This is a genomic window from Chromatiales bacterium (assembly GCA_014762505.1).
In the GTDB taxonomy this organism is placed as follows: domain Bacteria; phylum Pseudomonadota; class Gammaproteobacteria; order SpSt-1174; family SpSt-1174; genus SpSt-1174.
On the sequence record JABURS010000041.1, the window covers coordinates 81,754 to 107,297 of the forward strand.

The 25,544-nt window shown below is 66.7% G+C and carries 29 protein-coding genes; 8 read left to right on the forward strand and 21 right to left on the reverse strand.

The window, feature by feature from the left end; translation table 11 throughout:
- Positions 1-41: 41 nt before the first annotated feature.
- The 3 genes from rsxB to metG all read right to left on the reverse strand — a co-directional run bounded on the left by rsxB (position 42) and on the right by metG (position 3,345).
- Positions 42-638, reverse strand: a complete 597-nt coding sequence (rsxB, locus tag HUJ28_10010) for an electron transport complex subunit RsxB (GenBank protein ID MBD3619797.1) — start codon at positions 636-638, stop codon at positions 42-44.
- Between the two features lie 4 nt (positions 639-642).
- Entirely contained in the window at positions 643-1,224 is a 582-nt protein-coding gene (gene rsxA, locus HUJ28_10015) for an electron transport complex subunit RsxA (protein ID MBD3619798.1), read from the reverse strand.
- 87 nt (positions 1,225-1,311) lie between these two features.
- The gene (gene metG / locus HUJ28_10020) at positions 1,312-3,345 is read right to left on the reverse strand and encodes a methionine--tRNA ligase (protein MBD3619799.1); all 2,034 of its coding nucleotides are present in this window, start codon (positions 3,343-3,345) and stop codon (positions 1,312-1,314) included.
- Positions 3,346-3,536: 191 nt separating this feature from the next.
- Between metG and apbC the strand changes: the two genes are divergently transcribed.
- The 5 genes from apbC (at position 3,537) to HUJ28_10045 (ending at position 7,736) form a co-directional block, all read left to right on the forward strand.
- Complete coding sequence (apbC, locus tag HUJ28_10025) at positions 3,537-4,628, forward strand: iron-sulfur cluster carrier protein ApbC (GenBank protein MBD3619800.1); 1,092 nt, start codon at positions 3,537-3,539, stop codon at positions 4,626-4,628.
- Positions 4,629-4,717: 89 nt separating this feature from the next.
- Complete coding sequence (locus HUJ28_10030; protein ID MBD3619801.1) at positions 4,718-5,284, forward strand: dCTP deaminase; 567 nt, start codon at positions 4,718-4,720, stop codon at positions 5,282-5,284.
- Between the two features lie 29 nt (positions 5,285-5,313).
- On the forward strand, positions 5,314-5,550 hold the full coding sequence (locus HUJ28_10035) for a sel1 repeat family protein (protein ID MBD3619802.1): 237 nt from the start codon (positions 5,314-5,316) through the stop codon (positions 5,548-5,550).
- 176 nt (positions 5,551-5,726) lie between these two features.
- A complete protein-coding gene (locus HUJ28_10040; GenBank protein ID MBD3619803.1) occupies positions 5,727-6,917 on the forward strand; it encodes an ammonium transporter in 1,191 nt (396 codons plus the stop codon).
- 351 nt (positions 6,918-7,268) lie between these two features.
- A complete protein-coding gene (locus tag HUJ28_10045) occupies positions 7,269-7,736 on the forward strand; it encodes a hypothetical protein (GenBank protein ID MBD3619804.1) in 468 nt (155 codons plus the stop codon).
- Positions 7,737-7,806: 70 nt separating this feature from the next.
- On the opposite strand, the gene HUJ28_10050 is transcribed toward HUJ28_10045, so the two are convergent.
- From HUJ28_10050 to HUJ28_10135, 18 genes are all read right to left on the reverse strand, one after another.
- Positions 7,807-8,415, reverse strand: a complete 609-nt coding sequence (locus HUJ28_10050; GenBank protein MBD3619805.1) for a TetR/AcrR family transcriptional regulator — start codon at positions 8,413-8,415, stop codon at positions 7,807-7,809.
- A gap of 49 nt (positions 8,416-8,464) precedes the next feature.
- Positions 8,465-9,820 carry a magnesium transporter gene (mgtE, locus tag HUJ28_10055; GenBank protein ID MBD3619806.1) on the reverse strand — a complete coding sequence of 452 codons (1,356 nt, stop codon included), beginning with the start codon at positions 9,818-9,820 and terminating at the stop codon, positions 8,465-8,467.
- Positions 9,821-9,921: 101 nt separating this feature from the next.
- Positions 9,922-11,646 carry a phosphoenolpyruvate--protein phosphotransferase gene (gene ptsP / locus HUJ28_10060; protein ID MBD3619807.1) on the reverse strand — a complete coding sequence of 575 codons (1,725 nt, stop codon included), beginning with the start codon at positions 11,644-11,646 and terminating at the stop codon, positions 9,922-9,924.
- A 55-nt stretch (positions 11,647-11,701) separates the two neighbouring features.
- Positions 11,702-11,971: an HPr family phosphocarrier protein gene (locus HUJ28_10065; GenBank protein ID MBD3619808.1), complete on the reverse strand. Its 270-nt coding sequence runs from the start codon at positions 11,969-11,971 to the stop codon at positions 11,702-11,704.
- A gap of 11 nt (positions 11,972-11,982) precedes the next feature.
- Positions 11,983-12,381 carry a PTS fructose transporter subunit IIA gene (locus HUJ28_10070; protein ID MBD3619809.1) on the reverse strand — a complete coding sequence of 133 codons (399 nt, stop codon included), beginning with the start codon at positions 12,379-12,381 and terminating at the stop codon, positions 11,983-11,985.
- Between the two features lie 14 nt (positions 12,382-12,395).
- On the reverse strand, positions 12,396-13,256 hold the full coding sequence (gene rapZ / locus HUJ28_10075; GenBank protein MBD3619810.1) for an RNase adapter RapZ: 861 nt from the start codon (positions 13,254-13,256) through the stop codon (positions 12,396-12,398).
- Entirely contained in the window at positions 13,253-14,197 is a 945-nt protein-coding gene (hprK, locus tag HUJ28_10080) for an HPr(Ser) kinase/phosphatase (GenBank protein MBD3619811.1), read from the reverse strand. The genes rapZ and hprK overlap by 4 nt, the downstream gene beginning before the upstream one ends.
- Before the next feature lie 5 nt (positions 14,198-14,202).
- The gene (locus tag HUJ28_10085) at positions 14,203-14,670 is read right to left on the reverse strand and encodes a PTS sugar transporter subunit IIA (GenBank protein ID MBD3619812.1); all 468 of its coding nucleotides are present in this window, start codon (positions 14,668-14,670) and stop codon (positions 14,203-14,205) included.
- A gap of 18 nt (positions 14,671-14,688) precedes the next feature.
- Positions 14,689-15,012, reverse strand: coding sequence for a ribosome-associated translation inhibitor RaiA (gene raiA / locus HUJ28_10090; GenBank protein MBD3619813.1), 324 nt, complete (start codon positions 15,010-15,012; stop codon positions 14,689-14,691).
- A gap of 29 nt (positions 15,013-15,041) precedes the next feature.
- The gene (locus tag HUJ28_10095; protein ID MBD3619814.1) at positions 15,042-16,553 is read right to left on the reverse strand and encodes an RNA polymerase factor sigma-54; all 1,512 of its coding nucleotides are present in this window, start codon (positions 16,551-16,553) and stop codon (positions 15,042-15,044) included.
- A gap of 162 nt (positions 16,554-16,715) precedes the next feature.
- Positions 16,716-17,441, reverse strand: a complete 726-nt coding sequence (gene lptB / locus HUJ28_10100) for an LPS export ABC transporter ATP-binding protein (GenBank protein ID MBD3619815.1) — start codon at positions 17,439-17,441, stop codon at positions 16,716-16,718.
- Positions 17,438-17,989: a lipopolysaccharide transport periplasmic protein LptA gene (lptA, locus tag HUJ28_10105; GenBank protein MBD3619816.1), complete on the reverse strand. Its 552-nt coding sequence runs from the start codon at positions 17,987-17,989 to the stop codon at positions 17,438-17,440. The genes lptB and lptA overlap by 4 nt, the downstream gene beginning before the upstream one ends.
- Complete coding sequence (lptC, locus tag HUJ28_10110) at positions 17,967-18,524, reverse strand: LPS export ABC transporter periplasmic protein LptC (GenBank protein MBD3619817.1); 558 nt, start codon at positions 18,522-18,524, stop codon at positions 17,967-17,969. The genes lptA and lptC overlap by 23 nt, the downstream gene beginning before the upstream one ends.
- Positions 18,521-19,045 carry a 3-deoxy-manno-octulosonate-8-phosphatase KdsC gene (gene kdsC, locus HUJ28_10115; GenBank protein ID MBD3619818.1) on the reverse strand — a complete coding sequence of 175 codons (525 nt, stop codon included), beginning with the start codon at positions 19,043-19,045 and terminating at the stop codon, positions 18,521-18,523. Before kdsC ends, lptC begins: the two co-directional genes overlap by 4 nt.
- A 16-nt stretch (positions 19,046-19,061) precedes the next feature.
- Positions 19,062-20,042: a KpsF/GutQ family sugar-phosphate isomerase gene (locus HUJ28_10120; protein ID MBD3619819.1), complete on the reverse strand. Its 981-nt coding sequence runs from the start codon at positions 20,040-20,042 to the stop codon at positions 19,062-19,064.
- Between the two features lie 38 nt (positions 20,043-20,080).
- On the reverse strand, positions 20,081-21,052 hold the full coding sequence (locus HUJ28_10125; protein ID MBD3619820.1) for a calcium/sodium antiporter: 972 nt from the start codon (positions 21,050-21,052) through the stop codon (positions 20,081-20,083).
- Between the two features lie 48 nt (positions 21,053-21,100).
- Positions 21,101-22,045, reverse strand: coding sequence for an NAD-dependent epimerase/dehydratase family protein (locus HUJ28_10130; protein MBD3619821.1), 945 nt, complete (start codon positions 22,043-22,045; stop codon positions 21,101-21,103).
- Between the two features lie 6 nt (positions 22,046-22,051).
- Positions 22,052-23,137 (reverse strand): LLM class flavin-dependent oxidoreductase, encoded by a 1,086-nt coding sequence (locus tag HUJ28_10135; protein ID MBD3619822.1) that lies wholly within the window; start codon positions 23,135-23,137, stop codon positions 22,052-22,054.
- A gap of 139 nt (positions 23,138-23,276) precedes the next feature.
- On the opposite strand from HUJ28_10135, the gene HUJ28_10140 reads away from it, so the two are divergent.
- The 3 genes from HUJ28_10140 (at position 23,277) to mlaE (ending at position 25,543) form a co-directional block, all read left to right on the forward strand.
- On the forward strand, positions 23,277-23,861 hold the full coding sequence (locus HUJ28_10140) for a hypothetical protein (protein MBD3619823.1): 585 nt from the start codon (positions 23,277-23,279) through the stop codon (positions 23,859-23,861).
- A 76-nt stretch (positions 23,862-23,937) separates the two neighbouring features.
- On the forward strand, positions 23,938-24,771 hold the full coding sequence (locus tag HUJ28_10145; protein MBD3619824.1) for an ABC transporter ATP-binding protein: 834 nt from the start codon (positions 23,938-23,940) through the stop codon (positions 24,769-24,771).
- Positions 24,761-25,543 carry a lipid asymmetry maintenance ABC transporter permease subunit MlaE gene (gene mlaE, locus HUJ28_10150; GenBank protein MBD3619825.1) on the forward strand — a complete coding sequence of 261 codons (783 nt, stop codon included), beginning with the start codon at positions 24,761-24,763 and terminating at the stop codon, positions 25,541-25,543. The genes HUJ28_10145 and mlaE overlap by 11 nt, the downstream gene beginning before the upstream one ends.
- The last annotated feature ends 1 nt before the right edge of the window (position 25,544 follow it).

Sequence of the window (25,544 nt, forward strand, 5' to 3'; positions counted from 1 at the left end):
GTATCAGTTTTCCTCAGGCGGCCATGGGGTGGACAGGGCGTTCAGGCGGCATGCTTGTCGTCGTCCTGACCGGCATCGCTGGCGTCCTCCGCCTCCTGCAGATAGGGCCTGTCCGGGTAGGGCCACTTCCAGTCCTTCAGCTCGCGTTGGAGCGGCTCCATGGTGATGCAGTCCACCGGGCAGGGCTCGATGCAGAGCTTGCAGCCGGTGCACTCGCTCTCGATCACCGTGTGCATCTGCTTGGCCGCCCCCAGGATGGCATCCACCGGGCAGGCCTGGATACACAGCGTGCAGCCGATACAGATGTTCTCGTCGATGACGGCCACCATGGGCTCGGTGTGCTCGCCGTGCTCGTCGTTGAGCGGCTTGGGGTCGCGGCCCAGCAGGTCGGCCAGGGCGAGTATGGTCGCCTCGCCGCCCGGCGGGCACTGGTTGATGTCCGCCTCGCCGCGGGCGATGGCCTCGGCGTAGGGGCGGCAGCCGGCGAAGCCGCACTGGCCGCACTGGGTCTGCGGCAGCAGGGCATCGATCTGCTCGACGATGGGCTCGCCCTCGACGTGGAACCGGATGGCGGCAAAGCCCAGCACCAGCCCGAAGAAGGCGGCGAGCGAGACGATGACGAGGATGGCGGCCAGCATGCGCCTAGCCCTTCACCAGTCCGACGAAGCCCATGAAGGCCAGCGACATGAGGCCGGCGGTGATGAAGGCGATGGCGCTGCCGCGAAACGGCACCGGCACGTCGGCCGCCGCCACGCGCTCGCGAATGGCGGCGAACAGCACCAGCACCAGGGTGAAGCCGACGGCGGCGCCGAAGCCGTAGAGCACGGATTCGACGAAGCCGTGGCTCTCCTGCACGTTCAGCAGGGCCACGCCCAGCACCGCGCAGTTGGTGGTGATCAGCGGCAGGAAGATGCCGAGCACGTTGTAGAGCAGGGGGCTGGTCTTGTGCACCACCATCTCGGTGAACTGCACCACGGCCGCGATCACCAGGATGAAGCTGATGGTGCGCAGGTACTCGATGCCGAAGGGCACCAGCAGGTATTCGTTGACCAGGTAGCTGCACACCGAGGAGAGCGTGAGCACGAAGGTGGTGGCCAGCCCCATGCCGGTGGCGGTCTCCAGCTTGCGCGACACGCCCATGAACGGGCACAGGCCGAGGAACTTCACCAGCACGAAGTTGTTGACGAGCACGGTGCCCACGAGGATGAGCGCGTATTCGGTCATGCCTTGGGTTCCTCGGTGTTGCGCGTGTTGTCCAGTATGGAAGGCGCCGGGTGGGGCTTCAACCCGACAGGCAGCGTGGAAAGCGCGTTATTTCACGCGCATGCCGGGGGCCGCACCCTCGTCCGGGTTGAGGATGAACAGGTCCTTGCCGCCCGGGCCGGCCGCCAGCACCATGCCCTCGGACAGGCCGAAACGCATCTTGCGCGGGGCGAGGTTGGCCACCATCACGGTGAGACGGCCTTCCAGGTCCTCGGGCGCATAGGCCGACTTGATGCCGGCGAAGACGTTGCGGGTCTCACCGCCCAGGTCCAGCGTGAGCTGCAGGAGCTTGTCGGCCCCCTCCACGTGCTCGGCCTTCACGATTCTTGCCACGCGCAGATCGATCTTCGCGAAGTCATCGAAGGCGATCTCGGCGGCGATGGGGGCGTCGGCCAGCGGGCCGGTGGGGCTCGCGGCCGCCTCGGCGGCCGCCAGCGTGGTCTTGGATTCGTCGGTCATGGCGTCGATGGCGTCCTTCTCGATACGGGTCATGAGGGCCTTGAACGGGTTGATCCGGGTGGCGAGCAGCGGCTCCCCGATGCTGTCCCAGGCGAGTTCGCCGGCGCCCAGGAAGGCCTCGGCGTCGGCGGCGAGCTTCGGCACCACGGGCTTGAGGAAGCTGATGAGCACGCGGAACAGGTTCAGTCCCATGGTGCAGATGGCCTGTACCTCGGCCTCGCGGCCGGCCTCTTTCGCCAGCACCCAGGGCTTGCGCTCGTCGATGTACTGGTTGGCCACGTCGGCCAGGGCCATGATCTGGCGCATGGCCTGGCCGTATTCGCGGCGCTCGTAGCGCTGCGCGATCTCGTCGGCGCTGCGACGGAAGCTGTCGTACAGCCCCTCGTCGGCCAGCGTGTCGGCGAGCCGGCCGTTGGACTGCTTGTGGATGAAGCCCGCGCAGCGGCTGGCGATGTTCACCACCTTGCCCACCAGGTCGCTGTTCACCCGCTGCATGAAGTCGTCGAGGCTGAGGTCGATGTCGTCCACGCCCGGGCCGAGCTTGGCGGCGAAGTAGTAGCGCAGCGCCTCGGGGTTGAGGTGGTTGAGGTAGCTGCGCGCCATGATGAAGGTGCCGCGCGACTTGGACATCTTCTGCCCGTTGACGGTGAGAAAGCCGTGGCAGTAGACGGCCGTGGGCTTGCGCAGACCCGCCGCGTCGAGCATGGCCGGCCAGAACAGGGTGTGGAAGTAGGCGATGTCCTTGCCGATGAAGTGATACAGCTCGGCCGTGGAGTCGGGGCCCCAGTAGGCGTCGAAATCCGTGCCGGTGCGCGCGCAGTAGTTCTGGAAGCTCGCCATGTAGCCGATGGGGGCGTCCAGCCAGACATAGAAATACTTGCCGGGGGCGCCCGGGATCTCGAAGCCCCAGTAGGGGGCGTCGCGGGAGATGTCCCAGTCCTGCAGGCCGGTGTCGAACCATTCCCGCAGCTTGTTGCGGATCTCCGGCTGCAGCTGCTCGCCCTTGATCCAGTCGCGCAGCATGGCCTCGAAGTCACCCAGCCGGAAGAAGTAGTGCTCGGACTCCTTCTCTATGGGGGTGGCCCCGGAGATGGCGGAGACCGGGTTCTTCAGGTCGGTGGGCGCGTAGGTGGCGCCGCACTTCTCGCAGGAATCCCCGTACTGGTCCTCGGCGCCGCACCTGGGGCAGCTGCCCTTGATGAAGCGGTCGGGCAGGAACATCTTCGCCTCGGGGTCGTAGGCTTGGCGGATGGTGCGCACGGCGATGTGCCCGGCCTCGCGCGCCCGCTCGTACACCATCGCCGCCAGCTCGCGGTTCTCTTCCGAGTGGGTGGAGTGGTAGTTGTCGAAGGAGATCAGGAAGTCGGCGAAGTCCGCCTGGTGTTCCTGGCCGACACGGGCGATGAGCGCCTCCGGCGTGATGCCGTCCTGCCGGGCGCGCAGCATGATGGGCGTGCCGTGGGCGTCGTCGGCGCAGACGTAGATGCACTGGTGGCCGCGCATGCGCTGGAAGCGCACCCAGATGTCGGTCTGGATGTATTCCACCAGGTGGCCGAGGTGGATGGGCCCGTTGGCGTAGGGCAGGGCGCTGGTGACCAGGATCTGTCGGGGCGTCTGCGTCATGTCGGCATGATGTTGGTGAGTCATAAAGGCCGCATAAGTTATCAGGTCGGCGGCTTTTCCGCCATAAATCGCGCCGTATCAGCGGCTTAACCGCATCTGCGCTGTGTTTTTTCGCCACCCCCGACCTGGTGTAGAATGCGCGGTCTCGCCACATGCGGCGGACACCGAATTCTCAGAGGACACGCAAACCCATGGCTGACGTATCGCAATTGCAGGTTGAAACGGCACTGAGGGAGCTCGACGATCCCTACCTGGAAAAGGACCTGGTCTCCGCCGGCGCGGTGAAGAACATCGCCGTGGAGGGCGGCAAGGTGGCTGTGCAGATCGAACTCGGTTACCCCTGTGACGGCATCAAGCAGCGGCTGGCGGACGATGTGCGCCGCAAGGTCGAGGCCATCAAGGGCGTTGCCGGGGTGGACGTGAGTGTGGGCTGGAAGATCACCCCGCATGCCGTGCAGAAGGGGCTCAAGCCCATGCAGGGCATCAAGAACATCATCGCCGTGGCCTCCGGCAAGGGCGGCGTGGGCAAGTCCACCACCTCGGTGAACCTGGCCCTGGCCCTGGCCGCCGAGGGCGCCAGCGTCGGCATACTCGACGCCGACATCTACGGCCCCAGCCAGCCGCGCATGCTGGGCGTGCACGGCAAGCCGGAATCCAAGGACGGCAAGAGCCTGGAGCCGATGGAGGCCTACGGCGTGCAGGCCATGTCCATCGGTTTCCTCATCGACGAGGACACGCCGATGATCTGGCGCGGCCCCATGGTCACCCAGGCCCTGGAGCAGCTCCTCAACGATACCCGCTGGCGCGAGCTCGACTACCTCATCATCGACATGCCCCCGGGCACCGGCGACATCCAGCTCACCCTGGCCCAGCGCATCCCGGTGAGCGGTGCCGTGATCGTCACCACCCCCCAGGACATCGCCCTGCTGGACGCGCGCAAGGGCCTGAAGATGTTCGAGAAGGTGGAGGTGCCGATCCTCGGTATCGTCGAGAACATGAGCATCCACATCTGCTCCAAGTGCGGCCACGAGGAGCACATCTTCGGCGAGGGCGGCGGGCAGAAGATGTCGGACGACTACGGCGTGGACTTCCTCGGCGCGCTGCCGCTGGACATCCACATCCGCGAGGAGGCCGACAGCGGCAAGCCCACCGTGGTGGCCCAGCCCGACAGCCGCATCACCGAGATCTACCGCGAGATCGCCCGGCGCATGGCCGCCAGGCTCGCGCTCAAGGCCCGGGACTACAGCTCCAAGTTCCCGAACATCGTCATCCAGAACAACTAGCCTGGACTTAAAGCCGGCCGCGGGGCGCGCTATACTGGCGCGCTTCGCGGCCGCGACCGGCCGGCACGAGCGTGGAGCGTGACGTCAGCATGAGTATCAAGTCCGACAAGTGGATCCGTCGCATGGCGGAAGAGCAGGGCATGATCGAGCCCTTCGAGGCCGGTCAGGTGCGTCATGCCGGCGAGGAGCGCATCGTCTCCTACGGCACCTCCAGCTACGGCTACGACGTGCGCTGTGCCGACGAGTTCAAGATCTTCACCAACATCAACTCCTCCATCGTCGATCCCAAGGCCTTCGACGAGAAGAGTTTCGTCGACGTGAAGTCCGACGTGTGCATCATCCCGCCGAACTCCTTCGCCCTGGCGCGTACCGTGGAGTACTTCCGCATCCCGCGCAGCGTGCTGACCATCTGCCTGGGCAAGTCCACCTATGCGCGCTGCGGCATCATCGTCAATGTCACGCCGCTGGAACCGGAGTGGGAAGGGCACGTGACCCTGGAGTTCTCCAATACCACGCCGTTGCCCGCCAAGATCTACGCCAACGAGGGCGTGGCGCAGATGCTGTTCCTCGAGTCCGACGAGGAATGCGATACCTCCTACCGCGATCGCGGTGGCAAGTACCAGGGCCAGCGCGGCGTCACCCTCCCCAGGACCTGATCCGGTCCGTCGCACCAGGACGGCCAACCATGTCGGGCCCCTATCATCCCCAGCCCGGTGACCGGTTCGAGACGCTCTCCCGCGCGGCCTTCGGCGGCGATCCCGAGGCGCAGTTCCGCCTGGCCGAGTCCCTGCGCCGCGGGCTCTTCGGCCTGCCGGTCGACGAGGCCCAGGCACGTCACTGGTACGAACGGGCCGCGACGGGCGGTCATCCCACCGCCATCTTCCTGCTGAACAACTGGCGTAATCGCCGGCATTTCGCCTAGCCCACCCCTGGTCGCACCAAAATATGGCGCGATTCCTGCATTGAATGGTGCGCATGCACCGCTGCCGGTCATAAATCAAGGACTTGCCCGGTGCCCACCAACAATGAACGCACCACGAAGAGGCGCATCTGTCTGGCGCGCTTCATGACGGTGCATTGCCTGGGGTTGATAACGCAATGACATCTGCTGTGGATACCTTGTTCGTCCTGCTCGGCGCCATCATGGTGCTGGCCATGCACGCCGGCTTCGCCTTTCTCGAGGTCGGTACCGTCCGGCACAAGAATCAGGTCAATGCGCTGGTAAAGATCATCTCCGACTTCTCGGTCTCGACCATCGCCTATTTCTTCATCGGTTACACCATCGCCTACCAGACCGACTTCTTTGCCGGTGCGGCCTCGCTCAGCGAGGCCGCGGGCTATGCCCTGGTGAAGTTCTTCTTCCTGCTGACCTTCGCCGCTGCGATCCCGGCGATCGTCTCTGGTGGCATTGCCGAGCGCGCACGCTTTTATCCGCAGCTCGCCGCCACCTTTGCCCTGGTCGCGCTGGTCTATCCCTTCTTCGAGGGGCTGGTGTGGAACGGCATGTATGGTGTGCAGGACTGGCTCGAGGCGAGTTTTGGCGCGCCCTTCAGCGACTTCGCGGGCTCGGTGGTCGTGCATGCCATGGGGGGCTGGATCGCACTCGCGGCGGTGCTGTGGCTCGGTCCACGCCGGGGACGCTACGGCAAGGGTGGCGAAATCTATGCGCACCCGCCCTCCAGCATTCCCTTTCTCGCACTGGGTGCCTGGATACTCACCGTCGGCTGGTTCGGTTTCAACGTGATGTCGGCACAGGAGGTCGGTGGTATCAGCGGCCTGGTCGCGGTCAATTCGCTCATGGCCATGGTCGGTGGTGTGCTCGCCGCGCTGTTCGTCGGTCGCAACGATCCCGGTTTCGTGCACAACGGACCGCTGGCCGGACTGGTTGCTGTCTGCGCCGGCTCCAACCTGATGCACCCGCTGGGTGCGCTGGTCACCGGACTCGTGGCGGGGGCATTGTTCGTCTGGACCTTCACGCTGGTGCAGAACCGCTGGCGTATCGATGACGTGCTTGGCGTCTGGCCGCTGCATGGTTTGTGCGGTGCCTGGGGCGGAATTGCCGCCGGCATCTTCGGCCTGGAGGCACTGGGTGGCATGGGGGGCGTGAGTTTCCTCTCGCAGCTCGTCGGTACCTTGATGGGTGTGGCTGTCGGCTTCCTCGGCGGTGCCGTCGTCTATGGCGCGCTCAGGCTGACGGTCGGCATACGCCTGTCCGACGAGGACGAGTTCAAGGGCGCCGACCTTGCCATTCATCGGATCAGCGCCGAACCGGATTACGGCAACCGCTGATCCGGTACCGGTGTTTTCCTGCACGCAGACGGCCCGTTCGACGGGCCGTCTGCCGTTAGTGCGGATGATGTCAGTCTCATGCGCATCCCTTGCTTGGCATGTCCTGATCAATCCCTTGTCGACGTCCGGCCGGCATGGCGAGTCAATCGATCATCCGTTGGTCCGGGAAGAGATACGGCCTGTTATTGCCGTTGAGAAACGTATCCGGTGAGGCGAAAGTGTGCAGCAGGAAACAACACGAATGCAGTTGCACTGGTTTCATGCAGTGGCTGCAAAGTTGATTTGTCGGCCGAGACACGTTAAATCTACTTCGCGAGTTTTCTGAAAAAAGCACACAACGGGAGTTTTTTGATGGCAGCAAAGAAGAAAGCGAAACAGGCACAGCCGCGTTCGGTTGTTGCAATCAAGGCGATGAATGATGCGGAAAAGGCCCTGGCCAAGGCGCAGGACGATCTGTCCCGCAGCGTGGAGCGTGCCGTGACCGCCGCGAGCAAGGATGTCGATGCCGCCAAGCGCAAACTGGACGCGCAGGGCAACAAGGCGAAGAAGGCGCTGGAACGCTCGCGCAAGGCCAAAACCCCGGCCGCCAAGCAAAAGGCCGTGGATGCGCGTAACGCCATCCTGGAAGAGCGGCATGCTGCCCGTGCGGAATACGATGCCGCCAAGGCGCGCCTGGTCGAGGCAAAGGCGGCCGAGGCCCGCCACAAGCTGGTCCAGAAGGGCATGGACAAGGTGATGAAGGCGGCCGAGAAGGCGCTGGCGAAGAAGTCGCGCACGCGCCGCAAGAAGACGCGCCGCCGCAAGCCGGCAGCTGCCTGATCGTATTCGGCGTAAACGACAAAGGGGCCTTCGGGCCCCTTTGTCGTTACCTGGTACTCGGCGACAATCGCTATTTGATGGCGTCCGTCGTCTTGCGCAGCCAGGCCTCGAATTTGGGTATTTCGCGCTCGATGACGTCCCCGTCCTCGTAGACATGCGCCACCATGGTAATGCCCTGGGCGCGGGCCAGGGTCTCCATGGCGAGTTCGTCGGCCAGCCGCGAGTTGGCGCCCAGTTGCCGGTATTGTGCGATCAGCCAGTCGCGGAAGGTATCGAACATGGCGCGCGTGATGCGCTGCAGGTCGCGCTGGCCCTTGCCGAGTTCGGCATTGATGGTGCCCATGGGGCAGCCGAAGCGGGTCAGGTCGTTGCTGTTCTCCAGCAGCATGCGGGCAAAGTTGCGCAGCCGGACCCGCGGGTCCTTTTCCTCGCGATTCCAGCCGTTGAGCATGTCGGTGATCACCTCGAGTCGGTGATCGATGACGGCGCGCAGGATATCGTCCTTGGTCTTGAAGTAGTAATAGATGTTGCCACGCTGCACGTCCGTGGCGTCGACGATGTCGGTGAAGGAGGTGTGGTTATAGCCACCCTCGTAGAACAGCCGGTTGGCGGTCTCGACGATCAGGTGACGGACCTGGTCGCCCTTGCTGCGCGTGTTCTTGTTGTTGTCATCGGACATGGCGTCAGTATACCCCAGAGGTTCGCAACGTCATGACTACTCCCGGCATTCAGATGAGGAGCAGGGTGGCGAGGCCGAGGAAGGCGAGGAAGCCGACCACGTCGGTGACGGTGGTGAGCACCACGGAACCGGCCAGCGCGGGGTCGATGCCGAAGCGTTTCATGATCACGGGGATGGTGACGCCGGCAAGGGCCGCGGCGATCAGGTTGAGCACCAGGGCAATGGCGATGATGCCGCCAATCTGCCAGTCGCCGAACCAGATGACGGCGACGATGGCGACGATGGCAGCCCAGGTGAGGCCGTTGATCGCGCCGACCATGAGTTCCTTGGTCATCAGCCAGCGGGTGTTGGTCTTGCCGACCTGGCCGAGCGCCAGGCCGCGGATCACCAGGGTGAGGGTCTGGCTGCCGGCGATGCCGCCCATGCTGGCGACGATGGGCATGAGTACGGCCAGTGCCACCACCTTTTCGAGCGTGCCCTGGAACTGGCCGATGACCCAGGAGGCGAGGAAGGCGGTGATGAGGTTGGTGCCGAGCCAGAAGGCGCGGCGCTTCGCGCTGGCCATCACGGGGGCGAAGATGTCGTCTTCCTCGTTGAGGCCGGCCATGCTCATCACGGAGTGGTCGGCCTGGTCACGGATGACGTCGACCACGTCATCGATGGTGATGCGGCCGAGCAGCCGGCCGTCGTCGTTCACCACGGCCGCCGAGATCAGGTCGCGGTCCTGGAAGCGCTTGGCCACGTCGGTGGCCGGCATGGCGGCGGGGATCGCCTCGCGCGAGCTGTCCATGACCTCGGCTACGGTGTGGTCCAGCTCGGCGGTGAGCAGGACGGTGAGCGGCAGCATGCCGCGGTACATCTCGTCGCGATTGACCACGATGAGGCTGTCGGTATCCTCCGGCACCTCGCCACGGCGGCGCAGGTAACGCAGCACCACGTCCAGGGTGACGTCGGCGCGCACGGTCACCGTGTCGACGTTCATCAGGCCGCCGGCGGTGTCCTCGTCGTAGAACAGCACCTGTTCCAGGCGGTCGCGGTCGGCCTTGTCCATGGACCGCAGGACCTCGCCGATGACGGTGCCCGGCAGGTCCTGGATGAGGTCGGCGAGGTCGTCGGTGTCCAGCGTGCCGGCGGCGGCGAGCAGCTCGTGCGGCTCCATGGCGTCGATCAGGCCGGCCCGGACCTCGTCGCCCACGTGCACCAGGGTCTCGCCGCGGTTCTCGGGCTCCACCAGCTCCCAGACGAACTCGCGCTGGGAAGGCGGCAGGGACTCGATGAGATGCGCGATCTCGGCGGCATGCAGGGCATTGAGCATGCGCCGGACCTTGCTCAGCGTACCCGACTGCAGGGCCTCCGTGAGGGCCTGCAGGCGGTCGCCACTGTCTTCGCGCAGTTCTTCGCTCATCTGGTCTGCAGCCGGCATGGGGTGATGGGGATGGTCGCCCCAGTGTATCAGGGCGGGGCGGGCTAAAAAATCGCGTGATGCGCGTTTTTGCGCATCACGGCCTACAGGGCGTTGAGTCGCGTCACCAGTTCGGCCACGGCCGGTTCCGTGTAGGCGGTATCGAGCTGTTGCATCAGCGGGCGCAGTGCCCCCAGGTCGGTATCCAGGATACGGCGCTTGATCTCGCCGAGCATGTTGGGCCGCACGCTGAACTCGGTGAGTCCCATTCCCAGGAGCAGGCGGGTGAGGCGCAGGTCGCCGGCCATCTCGCCGCACATGGCCACCGGTGTGGCCACCCGCTGGCCGGCCTCGATGGTCAGGGTGATCAGGCGCAACACGGCCGGGTGCAGCGGGTCGTAGAGGTAGGTGACGGACTCATCCAGACGATCGATGGCCAGAGTGTACTGGATGAGGTCGTTGGTGCCGATGGAGAGGAAGTCGAGCTGACGGGCGAAGTGTTCGCTGAGCAGGGCGGCGGCCGGTGTCTCGATCATGCCGCCGACGGGGATCTCGGCATCGAAGCGCCGACGCTCCCGCTTGAGCTGGCGCTTGGCGTGCTCCAGCAGCTCCAGGGCCTGATCGAGTTCGGCGGGCGAGGTGAGCATGGGCAGCATGATGCGTACCGGGCCCTGGTGAGAGGCGCGCAGGATGGCGCGCAGCTGCACCAGGAAGACCTCGGGTTCCTTCAGGCTGCGACGGATGGCGCGCAGGCCGAGGGCGGGATTCAGCGCCTGCCCCGCTCCGTCGAGATCCAGCTTGTCCGCCCCGAGGTCCACGGTGCGGATGGTGACGGGGCGCCCCTGGCTCGCGTTCACCAGGCGTCGGTAGTGACGCAGTTGCTCTTCCTCGCTGGGCGGTTCGGTCCGGTTGAGAAACAGGTACTCGGTGCGATAAAGCCCCACCCCGTCGGCGCCGGCGTGGCGCAGGGCGCGCAGGTCCTCGGCCAGTTCGACGTTGGCCATGAGCTGGATGGCCTGGCCGTCGCGCGTGCAGGCGGGGGTGTCGGCCAGGGCACGCAGGGCGCGGGCATGCTGCCGGGCCGCCTTCTGCTGCTGCCGGTAATGGCGTGACAGGCGGCCGTCCGCTCCGGCCAGCACCATGCCGGTGTCGCCGTCGATGATCAGGTCCTCGCCATCGTGCAGCAGGCTGCTGGCGGTGTGGGCGCCGACCACGGCCGGGATGCCGAGCCCGCGCGCCATGATGGCGGTATGCGAGAGCGGGCCGCCGGCGTCGGTGACGAAGCCGGCAATCTGCGCTTCCTGCAGCAGCACCATGTCGGCAGGTGACAGGTCGTCGGCCACCACCACGCGGCCGCGCAGGTTGCGGCGCGGCGGGACGCCGCCCTCGTCCTCGAGCAGGGTGCGCTGCAGGCGCTCGATCACGTAGGCGACGTCATCGCGCCGGGTGCGCAGGTAGGCGTCCTCCATCGCGTCGAAGACGCTGACGATGTTGTCCTGCTGGATCTTCAGCGCCCATTCGGCGTTGCACTGGCGCTCGCGGATCAGGGTGATGGTGTCTTCGGCCAGCAGCCGGTCCCTGAGCATGAGCAGGTGGGTATCGATGAAACCGGCCACATCGCGCGGGGCGTTGGCGGGGATGTGGCGCTGGATGTCGCGCAGCTGTGCGGTGACGCTGTCCAGCGCCCGGCGAAAGCGGGCGACCTCGTCGGCGAGGTGCTGGCGGGGAATGGCGTATTCGAGCACGTCCGGCCGGCCACGGCGCAGCACATGGGCCTTGCCCATGGCGATGCCCGGTGAGACTCCGGTACCGGTGAGCAGCAGCGTCATGCCATGTCATCCTCGGGGGTTTCCCTGAGGATAGACGGCATGGGGCTGTTGCGGGTTATTCGTCCTCGCCGAAGCGGTTGTTGATGAGGGCCTCGAGATCGGCCAGGGCCTGCTCGGCGTCGGCGCCATCGGCGTGGATGGTGATCTGGCTGCCCCTGGCGGCGGCCAGCATCATGACGCCCATGATGCTCTTGCCGTTGACGCGACGGGTGCCTTTCTCGATCTCGACCTCGCTGTCGAAGGTGGAGGCGAGGTTGACGAACTTGGCAGCGGCACGTGCGTGCATGCCTAGCTTGTTGATGATGTTGACCTGTCTGCTGGGCATGCGGGTGAGGCTCAGGTGTTGTCGGCGTCGGCCAGCATGATGCCGTCGTGGCCTCCGCTAATGGCCTTGTCGCTCAGTTGATCGAGGGGAAGCTGGGCGTAGTTGAACACGCGTACCAGCATGGGCAGGTTGAGTCCCGCCACCACGCGGATGTGGGTGCGCCGCATCAGGCGGGTGGCGATGTTGCTCGGCGTGGAGCCGAACATGTCGGTGATCACCAGCACGCCCTCGCCGCTGTCGAGCTGTTCGCACATGGCCAGCGCCCGGGCCAGTACCTCGTCGGGATCGTCATTCTGCGAGACCGCCAGCGCAGCTGCCGGCAGCGGGTGAGAGCCGAGCATGGAGGTGGCGGTGGCAAGCAGGTCGTCGCCGATGCGGTTATGCGTTACCAGTAGTAGTCCTGCCGACATCTTGAGTCCTGTGTTCAGGAGAGTTCGCGGTGTCTGGTGCTGACGTCGTTCTCCGGGCGTTGCCGGAAATGCCGGGCCAGCCGTTCTACCATGTAAACCGAGCGGTGTTGCCCCCCGGTGCAGCCGACCGAGACCGTCAGGTAGCAGCGGTTCTCGGCGACGAAGCGCGGAATCCAGGTCTCGAGGAAGTCGCGCAGCATGCCGTACATCTCTTCCACCAGCGGGTGACCCTCGAGGTATTCCACCACCCCGGGGTCGCGACCGGTCTGTTGCCGGAGCCTCGGCTCCCAGTGCGGGTTGGGCAGGCAACGGATGTCGAAGACGTAGTCCGAGTCGGCCGGGGCCCCGTGCTTGTAGCCGAAGGACTGGAATAATAAAGACAGTGCACCGTCATTGCTACCGGCAACGCGCTCGCGCACCATCGCCGTGAGTTCGTGGACATTGGTACGGGTGGTGTCGATGATCAGGTCGGCCTCGTTGGCGACCTGCCCGAGCAGGGTCTTTTCGACCTGTATGGCCTCGATCAGGGGGATGCCCTTGCGGGCCAGCGGGTGCTTGCGCCGGGTCTCGCTGAAGCGTTTGAGCAGGGTGTTGATCTCGGCCTGGAAATAGACCACCTGCACGTCGATGCCCATGGTCCGCAGTTCGGCCAGGATCTGCGGGAAACGCTCGAGTTCGTCCACGCCGCTGCGGGCGTCGATGCCCACGGCCGCGCGGTCGTAGAGTTTCAGGCGCGGACTCATGAGCTGCTGCACCACGGCCGTCACCAGTCCGAGGTGCAGATTGTCGATACAGTAATAGCCCTGGTCTTCCAGGGCATGCAGGGCGACGGTCTTGCCGGAGCCCGACAGTCCGCTGACGATGACGAGTTTCATTGATCCTGGGTGATGAGGCGTTGTTGTTTGCGGGCGAAGTCGTCTCCCGCATTGTAGCCGCTCATGCGCAGCAGGTGGTTACGCACGGCCACCTCCACCAGTACGGCGAGGTTACGGCCCGGCGCCACCGGCAGGGTGATCTCGGGGATCTCGATGCCGAGGATGTTGCGGCTGCGGATGTCGCCGTGCAGGCGGTCGATGGCATCGATATCGAGGTCGCGGAAGTGCTGCAGGTTGATGATGAGCCGCAGGTACTTGCTCGCCTTGATGGCGTTGTCGCCATACATGGAGCGGATGTTGAGTACGCCCAGTCCGCGCACCTCGATGAAGCCCTGCAGCAGCGGCGGGCAGGTGCCCTGCAGGATGTCGGGGGCGATGCGCGCGAACTCCGGGGCGTCGTCCGCAACCAGACGGTGACCGCGGGTGATGAGGTCCAGCGCCAGCTCGCTCTTGCCCACGTTGCTGCCGCCGGCCAGCAGTACGCCGATCCCGAGTACCTCCATGAACACGCCGTGGATGGTGGTCTGCTCGGCGAGCCGGTTGGTGAAGAAGTAGCGCAGGATGTTGATGATTTCGTGGCTGGAGCGTGGCGAGCGAAAGATCGGTGTGTTGTGCTCGTCGCCGAGTCTGAGCAGGTCTTCGGGTACCTCTCCCTGGTCCGAGACCACGATGGCCAGAGCATCCCCGTTGAACAGTAGATCCAGGGCGTCGTGGCGGGCATCACCCTGCAGGCGGCTGAGGTAGTCGAGCTCGCGCTGGCCCACCACCTGCACCTGGTTGGCATGGATGAGGTTGAGATGGCCGAGCAGGGAGGGGCCACCGCGGCGGGCGAGATCCCGCTTGATGGTGCGTTGCGCGCCACGCCTGCCGGCCAGCCACTCCAGCTCCAGCCCCGAGCGCATGGCATCGAAGAGGGAGCGGACGGTGAGTGGCTGGGACATGCGAATCAGGCCGCCTGACGTGCTTCCCATTTGCCGATCAGCGACAGCAGGCAGTGCGCATCGCGGCAGTCACGGATGTCTCCGGTCATCTTTTCGTCACTGAACATCTGCGCGAGCTGGGCCAGCGTCTGCAGGTGTTCGTCGGTGCTGGCCTCCGGCACCACCAGGGCGAACAGGATGTCCACCGGCTTGTGGTCGGGGGCGTCGTAGTCCACGCCGCCATCCAGCGTGACCAGGGCAGCCACGGCCTTGCTGGTGCCGGCCGTCCGGCCGTGGGGGATGGCAACGCCATGCCCCAGGCCGGTGCTGCCGAGCCGCTCGCGGCTCAGCAGGCTGTCGAAGATCTCGCTGGCGGTGAGACCATCGGTACCGCTGGCCAGCAGCTCACTGAGCTTCTCCAGCGCGCGCTTCTTGCTGGTCGATGCCGTGTGGCACTGCACGCGTTCGGGACTGAGTAGGGCCTCGATGTTCATAAGCTTGCTGTTGCAACCTCACTCGGCTTGCGTCTTGATGGAGCCTTCGCTGCGGTGATGATCCGTGACCTTTTCCTTGTGCTTCACCACCTGACGGTCCAGCTTGTCGATCAGGGCATCGATGGCGGCGTACATGTCCTCTTCGACGGCCTCGGCATGGATTCTGTTCCCGGAGAGCAGCAGGGTGCCTTCGGCCTTGTGGCGCTGTTTTTCGACTTCGAGCACGACGTTCACGTCGATCACGTTGTCGAAGTGGCGCTCGAGGCGGTCCATCTTTTCGTTGACGTAGTCGCGCAGCGGTTCGGTGATGTCGACGTGATGACCGGTCAGATGAATTTGCATGGTATAGGACTCCGTTTGCTGTGAATGGATCAGGCCAGGCGCTTGCGCTCATTGCTGGGCGGGATCGTCATGGCCTCCCGGTATTTCGCGACCGTGCGCCGGGCGACATTGATACCGCGTTCCACCAGGATGGCGGCGAGCTTGCTGTCGCTCAGGGGCTTGGCCGGATTTTCTTCCTCGATGAGCTTGCGAATCATGGCGCGGATGGCGGTGGCGGAACATTCGCCGCCGTCGGCCGTCGCCACATGGCTGGAGAAGAAGTACTTGAACTCGTAGATCCCGCGAGGCGTGTGCATGTATTTTTGCGTGGTCACGCGCGAGATGGTCGACTCGTGCATGTCGAGCTGTTCGGCGATGTCACGCAGCACCAGTGGTTTCATGGCCTCGTCGCCGTATTCGAGAAAACCGCGCTGGCGTTCGACGATGGCCGTGGCCACCCGCAGCAGGGTCTCGTTGCGGCTCTGCAGGCTCTTGATGAACCAGCGGGCCTCCTGCAGGTTTTCCTTGAGATAGGTGTTGTCGGCACTCTGGTCCGCGCGCTTGATCAGGCTCGCATAGAGCTGGTTGATGCGCAAACGCGGGGCGATGTCCGGGTTGAGTTCCACCTGCCAGCTGCCGTTGTGGCGGCGTACGAACACGTCCGGCACGATATACTCGGCCCGCGAGGCGGTGACGACTTCGCCCGGCCGCGGGTTGAGGGTCTGGATCAGGCCGATCACCTGCTGCAGCTGCCCCTCGTCGAGTTTCATCTTGCGCATGATCTGTTTGTAGTCGCGATTGCCCAGAAGTTCGAGAAAATCGCGGACCAGCACCCGGGCCTCCGCCAGCCAGGGGGTGTCGGGCGGCAGGTGGTCGAGCTGGATGCCGAGGCAGTCGCGCAGGTCGGCTGCGCCGCAGCCCTGCGGGTCGAGCTGCTGGATCAGGTGCAGCACGGCCATCACCTCGTCGAGCTCCACGTCCAGGTCGTCGGCGAGGCTGGCGTGGATGGACTCGATGGGTTCGCCGAGATAGCCGTCCTCGCCGATGGCGTCGACGATGGCCGCGGCGATGGCGCGGTCCACGTCGCTCATCGTCGTCAGGTCGAGCTGCCAGGCGAGGTGTTCCTGCAGGGTCTCCTCCCCGCCGCTCTGGTTCTCGAAGATGTCACGGCCGTCATCCGGGGCGCTGCCGGTGTGCGGGGCGGGGATGTCGTAGATGTCGTCCCACTGGGTGTCCACCGGCAGGTCTTCCGGGATGTGCTCCTGGTCCTGTGCGCCGCGCTCGTACTCCGCCTCGCTGCCCGTCGGCGTGGCGTCCTCGGCCCCGGTCTCGCGCCCTGCCTCCGCGCCCTCGCGCGCGGGGGCCTCGTAGCCTTCCTCGTCGTAATCCCCGTCGTCGACCCCGTCGTCGGCTGTCTCGAGCATGGGGTTCTGTTCCAGGGTCTCCTGGATCTGGGCCTGCAGCTCCAGCGTCGACAGCTGCAGCAGGCGGATGGCCTGCTGCAGTTGCGGGGTCATGGTCAGCTGCTGACCGAGACGGAGCTGGACCGAGGGTTTCAGCATCGGGGAAGGTGTCTGTGGGCTGATGAACTGGCGCGGATTCTACTGCATATCGGTACGACATGCAGGAGTTGTTCCAGCCGGGCCCGGGCCCTGGGGTATGCGGGGTTTCTGGTCATTCCATGGGAATTATAGGGTAGATCGGCCCGCGGATGGCAGCCGTTTCTACAGCCGGAAGTGTTCGCCGAGATACACCTTGCGTACCTGGGGATCCGCCAGGATCGCCTCGGGGGCGCCGTCGGCGATGATCTGGCCATTGCTGAGGATGTAGGCGCGGTCGCAGATGCCCAGGGTCTCGCGCACGTTGTGGTCGGTGATGAGCACGCCGATGTTGCGCTCGGTGAGGTGGGCGACGATGCGCTGGATGTCCAGTACCGAGATGGGGTCCACGCCGGCGAAGGGCTCGTCGAGCAGGATGAAGGCGGGTTCCATGGCCAGGGCCCGCCCGATCTCCACGCGCCGGCGCTCGCCGCCCGACAGGCTCATGCCCTGGCTGTCACGCAGGTGGCTGATCTGCAGTTCGTAGAGCAGGCCGTTGAGCTTGTCCTCGCGGTCCTGGCGGCTGAGCTCCCGGCGCGTCTCCAGCACGGCCATGATGTTCTGCGCCACCGTGAGGCTGCGAAACACCGAGGCCTCCTGCGGCAGGTAACCCACACCCAGGCGCGCGCGCCCGTGCATGGGGAGCCGGGTGAGGTCCTGGTCATCGAGGGTGATACTGCCTTCGTCGCAGGGCACCAGGCCCACCACCATGTAGAAGGAGGTGGTCTTGCCGGCGCCATTGGGGCCGAGCAGCCCCACCACCTCGCCGCTGTCGACGTGGAAGGAGACCCCGTCGAGGATGACGCGGCCACGGTAGCGCTTTTTCAGGTCGTCGGCACCCAGGCGGCTCATGGCGCAGGTTCCCCCGTGGGCGCGTCCCCGGCCGGCGTCTCTTCCGGGTGGTAGATGATCTCCACCCGTTCGTTCGGCGCCTGCGTGCCGGCCAGTACCTGTTCGGTCTTCAGGTCGTATTCGATGCGCGCACTGTCGAGACGGTTGCCGGCCTGGATGAGGAAGGCCTCGCCCTCCAGCAGCATGGTGCGGGTGCGGGCATCATAGGTCATCTGCAGGGCCTCGGCGTGGACCTCGCGGCCGTCGTCCATGGTCTGGTCGAAGGTGGCGCGCTGCCCCCGGGCGACCACGGTCTGCAGGGTCTTGTTCGGTGAGTACACCTCGACGTCGTCGGCGGTGATGCGCATGCTGCCCTGGGTGATGATCACATTGCCCTGGTAACGGCTGGTGCCGGCACGTTCGCGCAGTGCGGCGCGGTCGGCGGTGACATGCACCGGCTTCTGGGTGTCGCCGCTGCGGGCCATGGCAGCACCGCTGCCCAGCAGCAGGGCCAGGGCGAGGCCGGCCAGCAGGTGGCAGGAGAGGCTAGGGTTCCTGACGGGGCTCATGGCGGCCTCTCACCTCCGACAGTAGCAAGACGGTCTGTTCATCCAGGTCCATGCGCATGCCTATGCCTTCTATCCTGTAACCCGGGGCCGTGGCAACCGCGTGGGCCTCTGTCTCGGCGTGCTGGCGCTGCGGGAAGACCGTCAGGTCCCGCGTGACCAGGTGCAGCGGGCCGTCCGGGTGCTCCCCCGGGCGGTCCATGGTGACCTCGCCGAGCAGGCGCACCTCGTCGCCGCTGCGCGCGATCCAGCCGGTCTCCGATTCCAGGCGCAGGGGCGGCAGTCGGGGCTCGTGCATGTGGATCACGGGGGTGGTCACCTCGCTGTAGCCGGCGCTCAGCAGCCGGGCGGCCCGTGCCTCCGGCGACTCGTCCACCAGGGTGAGGGGGGAGGGTGCCTCCAGGCCGTCGAACCCCGGGATCTCTGCCGACAGGGTCTGTACCAGCTCGGGGCGCTGGTCGATTTCGCGCTGCATCCACCAGCTGCCCGTGGCGATCAGGGCCAGCAGCAGGATGAGTGTGGCGCGGCGCGTGATCATTGCAGGTAGCGGTCGAGGGCTGCATCCAGCGTGCCCTGGGCCTCCATGATGAGCTCGCAGACCTCGCGGGCGGCGCCGCGGCCGCCCGGATTGGCGGTGGTCCAGTGGGCGTGACGCTGTACCAGGTGGTGGGCATCGCCCACGGCGATGGCCAGTCCCACGCGGGTCATCACCGGCAGGTCGACGATGTCGTCGCCCACATAGGCGATCTGCTCGGGCGGCAGGCCGGTCTGTTCGCGCAGCTGCTCGAAGGCGGGCAGCTTCTCGCGGTGGCCCTGCAGCACGCGCTCGATGCCGAGATCCTGCATGCGCAGCTTGACCACGTTGGACTGGCGCCCGGTGAGGATGCCGACCTCCACACCGGAATCCTGCAGCATGCGCAGGCCGTGGCCGTCCTTGGAGTTGAAGGCCTTGTATTCCTGGCCGTCGTCACCGATGAACAGGCTGCCGTCGGTGAGCACGCCGTCCACGTCGAAGATGACGAGCCGGATCTGGCGGGCCTTGTCGATGATGTCCTGCATGTCGTCTCCCGTCGTCTCAGACCACGCCGGCGCGCAGCAGGTCGTGCATGTTGAGGGCGCCGATCAGCCGGCCCGTCTCGTCGACGACGGGCAGGGCGTTGATGCGGTTCTCCTCCATCATGTGCAGGGCCTCCACGGCGAGCATGGATTCGCGGGCCGTGCGGCAGTCGCGCGTCATCAGTTCGCCCACGCTGGTGCCGTGCACGTCGATGCCGTGGTCGAGCACGCGGCGCAGGTCGCCGTCGGTGAAGACGCCGAGCAGCTTGCCGGCCTCGTCGGTCACGGTGGTCATGCCCAGGCCCTTGCGGGTGATCTCGAGCAGGGCCTCGGCCAGCATCACGCCCTCGCGGGTGGCCGGGATCTCCCCGCCCTTGTGCATGATGTCGCCCACGTGCAGCAACAGGCGGCGGCCGAGGCGTCCGCCCGGGTGCGAGCGGGCGAAGTCGTCGGCGGTGAAGCCGCGCGCCTCCAGCAGGGCCACGGCCAGGGCGTCGCCCATGGCGAGCGTGGCGGTGGTGCTGGCGGTGGGGGCCAGGCCCAGCGGGCAGGCCTCCTTCTCCACGCTGATGTCGATGTGCACGTCGGATTCGCGGGCCAGGGTGGAGTTCGGGTTGCCGGTCATGGAGATGAGCGGCACGCCGATGCGCTTGATCAGCGGCACGATGGTGAGGATCTCGTCGGTCTCGCCGGAATTCGACAGGGCGATGACCACGTCCCGGGGGGTGATCATGCCCAGGTCGCCGTGGCTGGCCTCGCCCGGATGCATGAAGAAGGAGGGCGTGCCGGTGCTGGCCATGGTGGCGGCGATCTTGTCGCCGATGTGGCCGGACTTGCCCATGCCGGTGATCACCACGCGGCCCTCGCAGGCCAGCATGTGGCGGCAGGCGGTGACGAAGGCCTCGTCCACGCGGTCGCGCAGCGCCCGCACGGCGTCGGCCTCGGTGTCCAGCACGGCGATGGCCAGCGTCTTGAGCTTGTCGGGGTGCATCTCGGTCATGTCGTGGTCCTTGGTATCCAGTATGTCGTGGCGTCCGCTCAGCCCGGGTTGACGCTCATGAACAGCAGCGCCTGATAGCCGACGAAACAGGCCAACAGTATGCCGCCTTCCAGGCGGTTGATGCGCCCCGGTCCGCGAAAGCCATAGGCCATCAACAGCAGGGCGACGGTCAGACCCAGCATCACCGGGTAGTCGCGGCTGAGCACGGCGGGCTCGAAGATGCCGGGGGCGATGAGGCCGGGCAGGGCCAGTACGCCGAGGATATTGAACATGTTGGAGCCGATAACGTTCCCGATGGCGATGTCGGCCTCGTTCTTCAGCGCACTCACTAGGCTCGCCGCCAGTTCCGGCAGGCTGGTGCCGATGGCGATGATGGTCAGGCCGATGATGAGGTCGCTCACGCCCAGGGCCTGGGCCACCTCCACCGCGCCCCAGACGGCCAGGCGCGAGCTGGCCAGCAGCAGGACGAGCCCCAGCACCAGCCAGAAGACGGCCTTGCCCATGGGCAGCACCGGTACCTCGGCCTCGTATTCGGCCTCCATGGGGTCGCTGGTATCGCGCGACTGGAGTCCCGTGCGGATCACCCAGATCATCACCACCAGCAGGCCGCCCATCAGCAGGAGGCCGTCGAGTAGCGAGAGATCGCCGTCATACAGCAGCGCCAGCACCAGCAGGGTGATGAGGATCAGCAGCGGCATCTCCCGGCGCAGGGTCTGGGAGTGCACGGCCAGTGGTGCGACCAGGGCGGTGACGCCGAGGATCAGGGCGATGTTGGTGATGTTGGAGCCGATGGCGTTGCCGATGGCCATGCCCGGGCTGCCTTCAAAGGCGGAGAAGCCGGCGATCAGCATCTCCGGCGCCGAGGTGCCGAAGCCGACGATGGTCAGGCCGATCACCATGGGCGAGACGCCGAGGTTGCGGGCCAGGCCGGCGGCGCCGGCGATGAAGCGGTCGGCGCTCCAGATGACGATGGCAAAGCCCAGGATGATGGCGGTCAGCGGTAGCAGCATGTTCGGTTCGGGTGGTTGCGTTGACGGGTTTCGGCCCAAAGTCGGCGATTATACATGGCGCGCGCCGGCAATCTGCAGTACGCATTCGCTGAGACTGTGCCGGGGGCTCCAGCCGAGCTGCTCGCGGGCGCGGGTCGAGTTCACGGCCAGGTCGTGCTGCATGCCCTGCACCCAGCCCGGCTCGCCCACCTCCGGCAGCAGCCACCAGGCCAGCCGATGGGCGAGCGCGGCCAGCCCCAGTGGCAGGGGCAGGGCGTGGCGGTGGGTGAGCCGGATCATGTCGCGAAAGCTCATGGCCCCGTCGGCGGCGAGGTTGTAGGCCCCGGCCGGACCGCCGCGCGCGGCCAGCACGATGGCCTCGGCGACATCGTCCTCCCACACGCACTGGGTGAGCGCCGGGCGCGGCAGGCGGGGGTAGAAGGGCTGGCGCAGCAGCGCCTTCAGCAGCGGATGGGCCTGGGGTCCGAGGATGACATGGGGCCGCAGGCGGATCACGCGGGTTTCGGGGTGCGCGGCCTCGAGGCCGTCCAGCCACTGCTCCACCGCCACCTTGTCCTCCGCGTAGGCAAAGCCCGGCATGGCGCGCAGGGGCTGGGTCTCGTCCATCAGCGGCGGGTTGTCGGGCCAGGCCCCATACACCGAGGCGCTGGAGACGAAGACGAGGCGCGGCACCCCGGTGGCCACGGCCTGCGTGAAGACGTTGCGACTGCCCTCGACGTTGACCTCGCGCACGGTCTCGCGCCGGTGGCGGGCCCGGCCGAGACGGCCGCCCATGAGAACGAAGGCCATGTGGACCAGGGCATCGGCGCCTTGCAGCAGGGTGCCGATGCCCGGGTCGCGCACGTCGGCAATCACGGCGCGAAAGCGGGGATCGGGGTAGTCGTGGGCGGCATGGTCGATGCCGATGACCTCCGTGACCCCGGGCTCGCGCAGTAGCCGCGGGACGAGGACCCGGGCGAGGTGGCCGGCGCTGCCGGTGACGACCAGCCGCATCGCGTGTCAGTCGCTGCCGTTCACGGCCGGCATGACGGTGTCGGCGAACAGCTGCATGGTCTCGCGCACCGCCCCGGTGGGCATGGCGCCCGCGCCGAAGGCGCAGAGCAGGTGATCGACGCCTTCGGCCCGCAGGGCCTCTACACGCTTGAGGCAGTGCTCGGGGTCGCCCACCGCGGCCATGCCCAGGGTGTCGAGCAGGGTGAGGTTCACGGCCTTGTTGATGAGCCCGCGGAACTTGCCCATCTTGCGGTAGTACTCGTAGCCCTCGTAGAGCTTCTCCAGCACCGGCCGGGTCTGGTTGAGGAGCTGGCCGTAGAACCACTCGAAGGGTTCGCGGGCGCGCTCGCGGGCGACCTTGCCCGACGCGTGGCAGTACACGCCCAGCGTCATGGCCACGCGCGGGTTCTGTCCGCTGGCGGCCGGCCCGTCGCCGTGGTGGCGCCGCCAGGCCTCGCGGTAGTGGCGGATGTCCTCGCGCACCATGAACCAGGGCTTGAAGGGGCCCACCAGCACGCCGATGCCCAGGCGTGCGGCCATCTCGAAGCTGTCGGGGCTGACCGCCGCGGTCCACAGCGGCGGATGCGGCCGCTGGACGACCTTGGGCAGGATCTCCAGGTCTTCGAAATGGAAATGCCGGCCGGCGTAGGACAGCGGCTCGCCGCTGAAGGAGCGGCGCACGATGTCCAGGGCCTCCTCCGTGTAGCTGCGGCTGTCGGCCATGGAGACGCCGAAGGTGGCGTATTCCTGGGGTGAAAAGCCGCGGCCGAAGCCGAACTCGGCGCGCCCGTTCGAGAGCACGTCCAGGGTCGCGACCCGTTCGGCCACCCGCACGGGGTGGTGGTAGGGCAGGGGGAAGATGGCATTGCCCAGGCGCAGGCGGGAGGTGCGCTGCGAGGCGGCGGCCAGGAACATGTCGGGCGCGGTGCTGTGCGAGTAGCCGGGCATGAAGTGGTGTTCCACCAGCCAGGCGGTGCGAAAGCCGAGCGTCTCGGCCAGCGCGAGTTCCTCCAGGGTCTCGGCGTAGACCTGCGCCTCCGGCCGCGGCAGGAAGGGCGGAACCGACAGTTCATGAAAGAGATCGAAGTGCATGGCCGGCATTCTACTCATCCCGGCCCGACCCTGGCCACAGAAACGCCGGGGTGTGCGCCTGCCGGGGCGCTCTGGCGCTGTCAGCCTGTGTTAAGCTGCGCCACCTTAGTGTGGCCGCAGCCTGGAGAACGGAGCACCCATGACGCAGCAGCTCGTCCGACACATCACCCTCGGCGCCCTGGGCTGGGATCGCGACGATCCCGTCTATCCGGAGGATCTGCCGGTGGAGTGGCGGCTCGCGTACTACGCCAACAACCGGGCGGCGGTGTGGGTGCCGGCCGAGACCTGGCTGGGCGGGACCACGCCGAATACCGCCGCCTGGCGCGAGGACGTGAACGAGGGTTTTCGCTTCGTGGTGGCCCTGGACGAGCGGCATGCCGATGCCCCGGGACGGGCGGCGATCGCGGCGGCGATTGGTGCGCTGGGCGAGCAGCTCGCAGCGGTGGTGGCGACGGCCGGCGTGCACTCGGCCGTGCTCGGGGACCGCCATGCCGGGCTGCGCGTCGACCCGGCAGCGGTATGGCGGGGCGTGGCGGTGCCCGCCGCCGAGGTGCGGCTGGGCATCGTGCCGGCCGACCGGCTGGACTCGCCGCGCGCCATGCGCGAGGTGCTCGAGGCCTTTGCCGCTGCCGCCACCGTGCCGGCGCCCTGCCTGTTCGTCGACGGGCCGCTGGGCCTGCTCGAGGACCTCGATACACTGGGCCGCCTCATGGGCGTTTGTTGACACCCGTCACAACAGCAAAGAAACTGCGGGGCTTGATCCAGGCGGGTTGCCGGAGATCCGGACTATCACGACACACATGACAAGCGGAACGGGACAGGGCGGTCAGCCACTCATCGAGGTGCGTGGCCTGCATTTTGCGCGCGGCAGGCGGAAGATCTTCGACGGCCTGGACCTGGACATCCACGCCGGTCGCATCACGGCCATCATGGGCCCGAGCGGCACCGGCAAGACCACCCTGCTCAAGCTCATCGGCGGCCAGCTGCGCCCGCAGCGCGGCACGATCCGCGTGGACGGGCAGGACGTGCACCGTCTCGGTCGCGGCGATCTCTACCGCCTGCGCCGGCGCATGGGCATGCTGTTCCAGACCGGGGCGCTGCTCACCGATCTGAGCGTGTTCGACAACGTCGCCTTTCCGCTGCGGGAGCACACCCGTCTGCCCGAGCGCATGATGCGCGACCTGGTACTGATGAAGCTCGAGGCCGTGGGGCTGCGCGGGGCGCGCGACCTGATGCCGGCCGAGCTCTCCGGCGGCATGGCCCGACGCGTGGCCCTGGCCCGCGCCATTGCCCTGGACCCGATGATGATCATGTACGACGAGCCCTTCACCGGGCTCGATCCCATCACCATGGGCACCATCGTCACCCTGATCAAGCGGCTCAACGACGCCATCCAGCTGACCAGTATCGTGGTCTCGCACGATGTGCCGGAGACGCTGTCCATCGCCGATGACGTCTACCTGATCGCCGACGGCAAGGTGGTGGAGCACGGCAGCCCCGACGCCCTGGCGAAGACCGCCTCGGCCTGGGCCGACCAGTTCCTCAAGGGCCTGCCGGACGGCCCGGTGCCCTTCCACTACCCGGCCGCCGACTACCGCGAGGACCTGATGAACGGAGGACGTGATGCTCGATAGCCTGGCACGTCTGGGTCGCTGGGGCCTCGGGATGTTCGAGCGCCTGGGGCGCGGACACCTGTTCCTGTTGTCCACGCTCGGCGGGCTGCACGTGCTCTTCAGCCGCCCCCGGCTGGTGATTCGCGAGGTCTACGCCGTCGGCGTGCTGTCGCTGCTGATCATCGTGGTCTCCGGCGGCTTCGTGGGCATGGTGCTGGGCCTGCAGGGCTATAACACCCTGGTGGACTTCGGTGCCGAGCAGTCGCTGGGCTCGGTGGTGGCCCTGTCGCTGCTGCGTGAGCTGGGACCGGTGGTCACGGCCCTGCTGTTCGCCGGGCGGGCCGGCTCGGCACTCACCGCGGAGATCGGCCTGATGAAGTCCACCGAGCAGCTCTCGGGCATGGAGATGATGGCCGTCGACCCGATGCGCCGCGTGATCGCGCCGCGCTTCCTGGCCGGGTTCTTCTCCATGCCCTTGCTCGCCACCATCTTCAGCGCCGTGGGCGTGATGGGAGGCTACTTCGTCGGTGTGGGCCTGCTCGGCGTCGACGCCGGGGCCTTCTGGTCGCAGATGCAGGACAGCGTCGATTTCAACGAGGACGTGATGAACGGGGTGATCAAGAGCGTGGTCTTCGGCCTGGTGGTCACCTGGATCGCCCTGTTCGAGGGCTACGACGCCACGCCCACCTCCGAGGGCGTGAGCCGTGCCACCACCCGTACCGTGGTGCATTCCTCGCTCGCGGTGCTGGGGCTGGACTTCATCCTCACGGGCCTGATGTTCAACAAGATCTGAA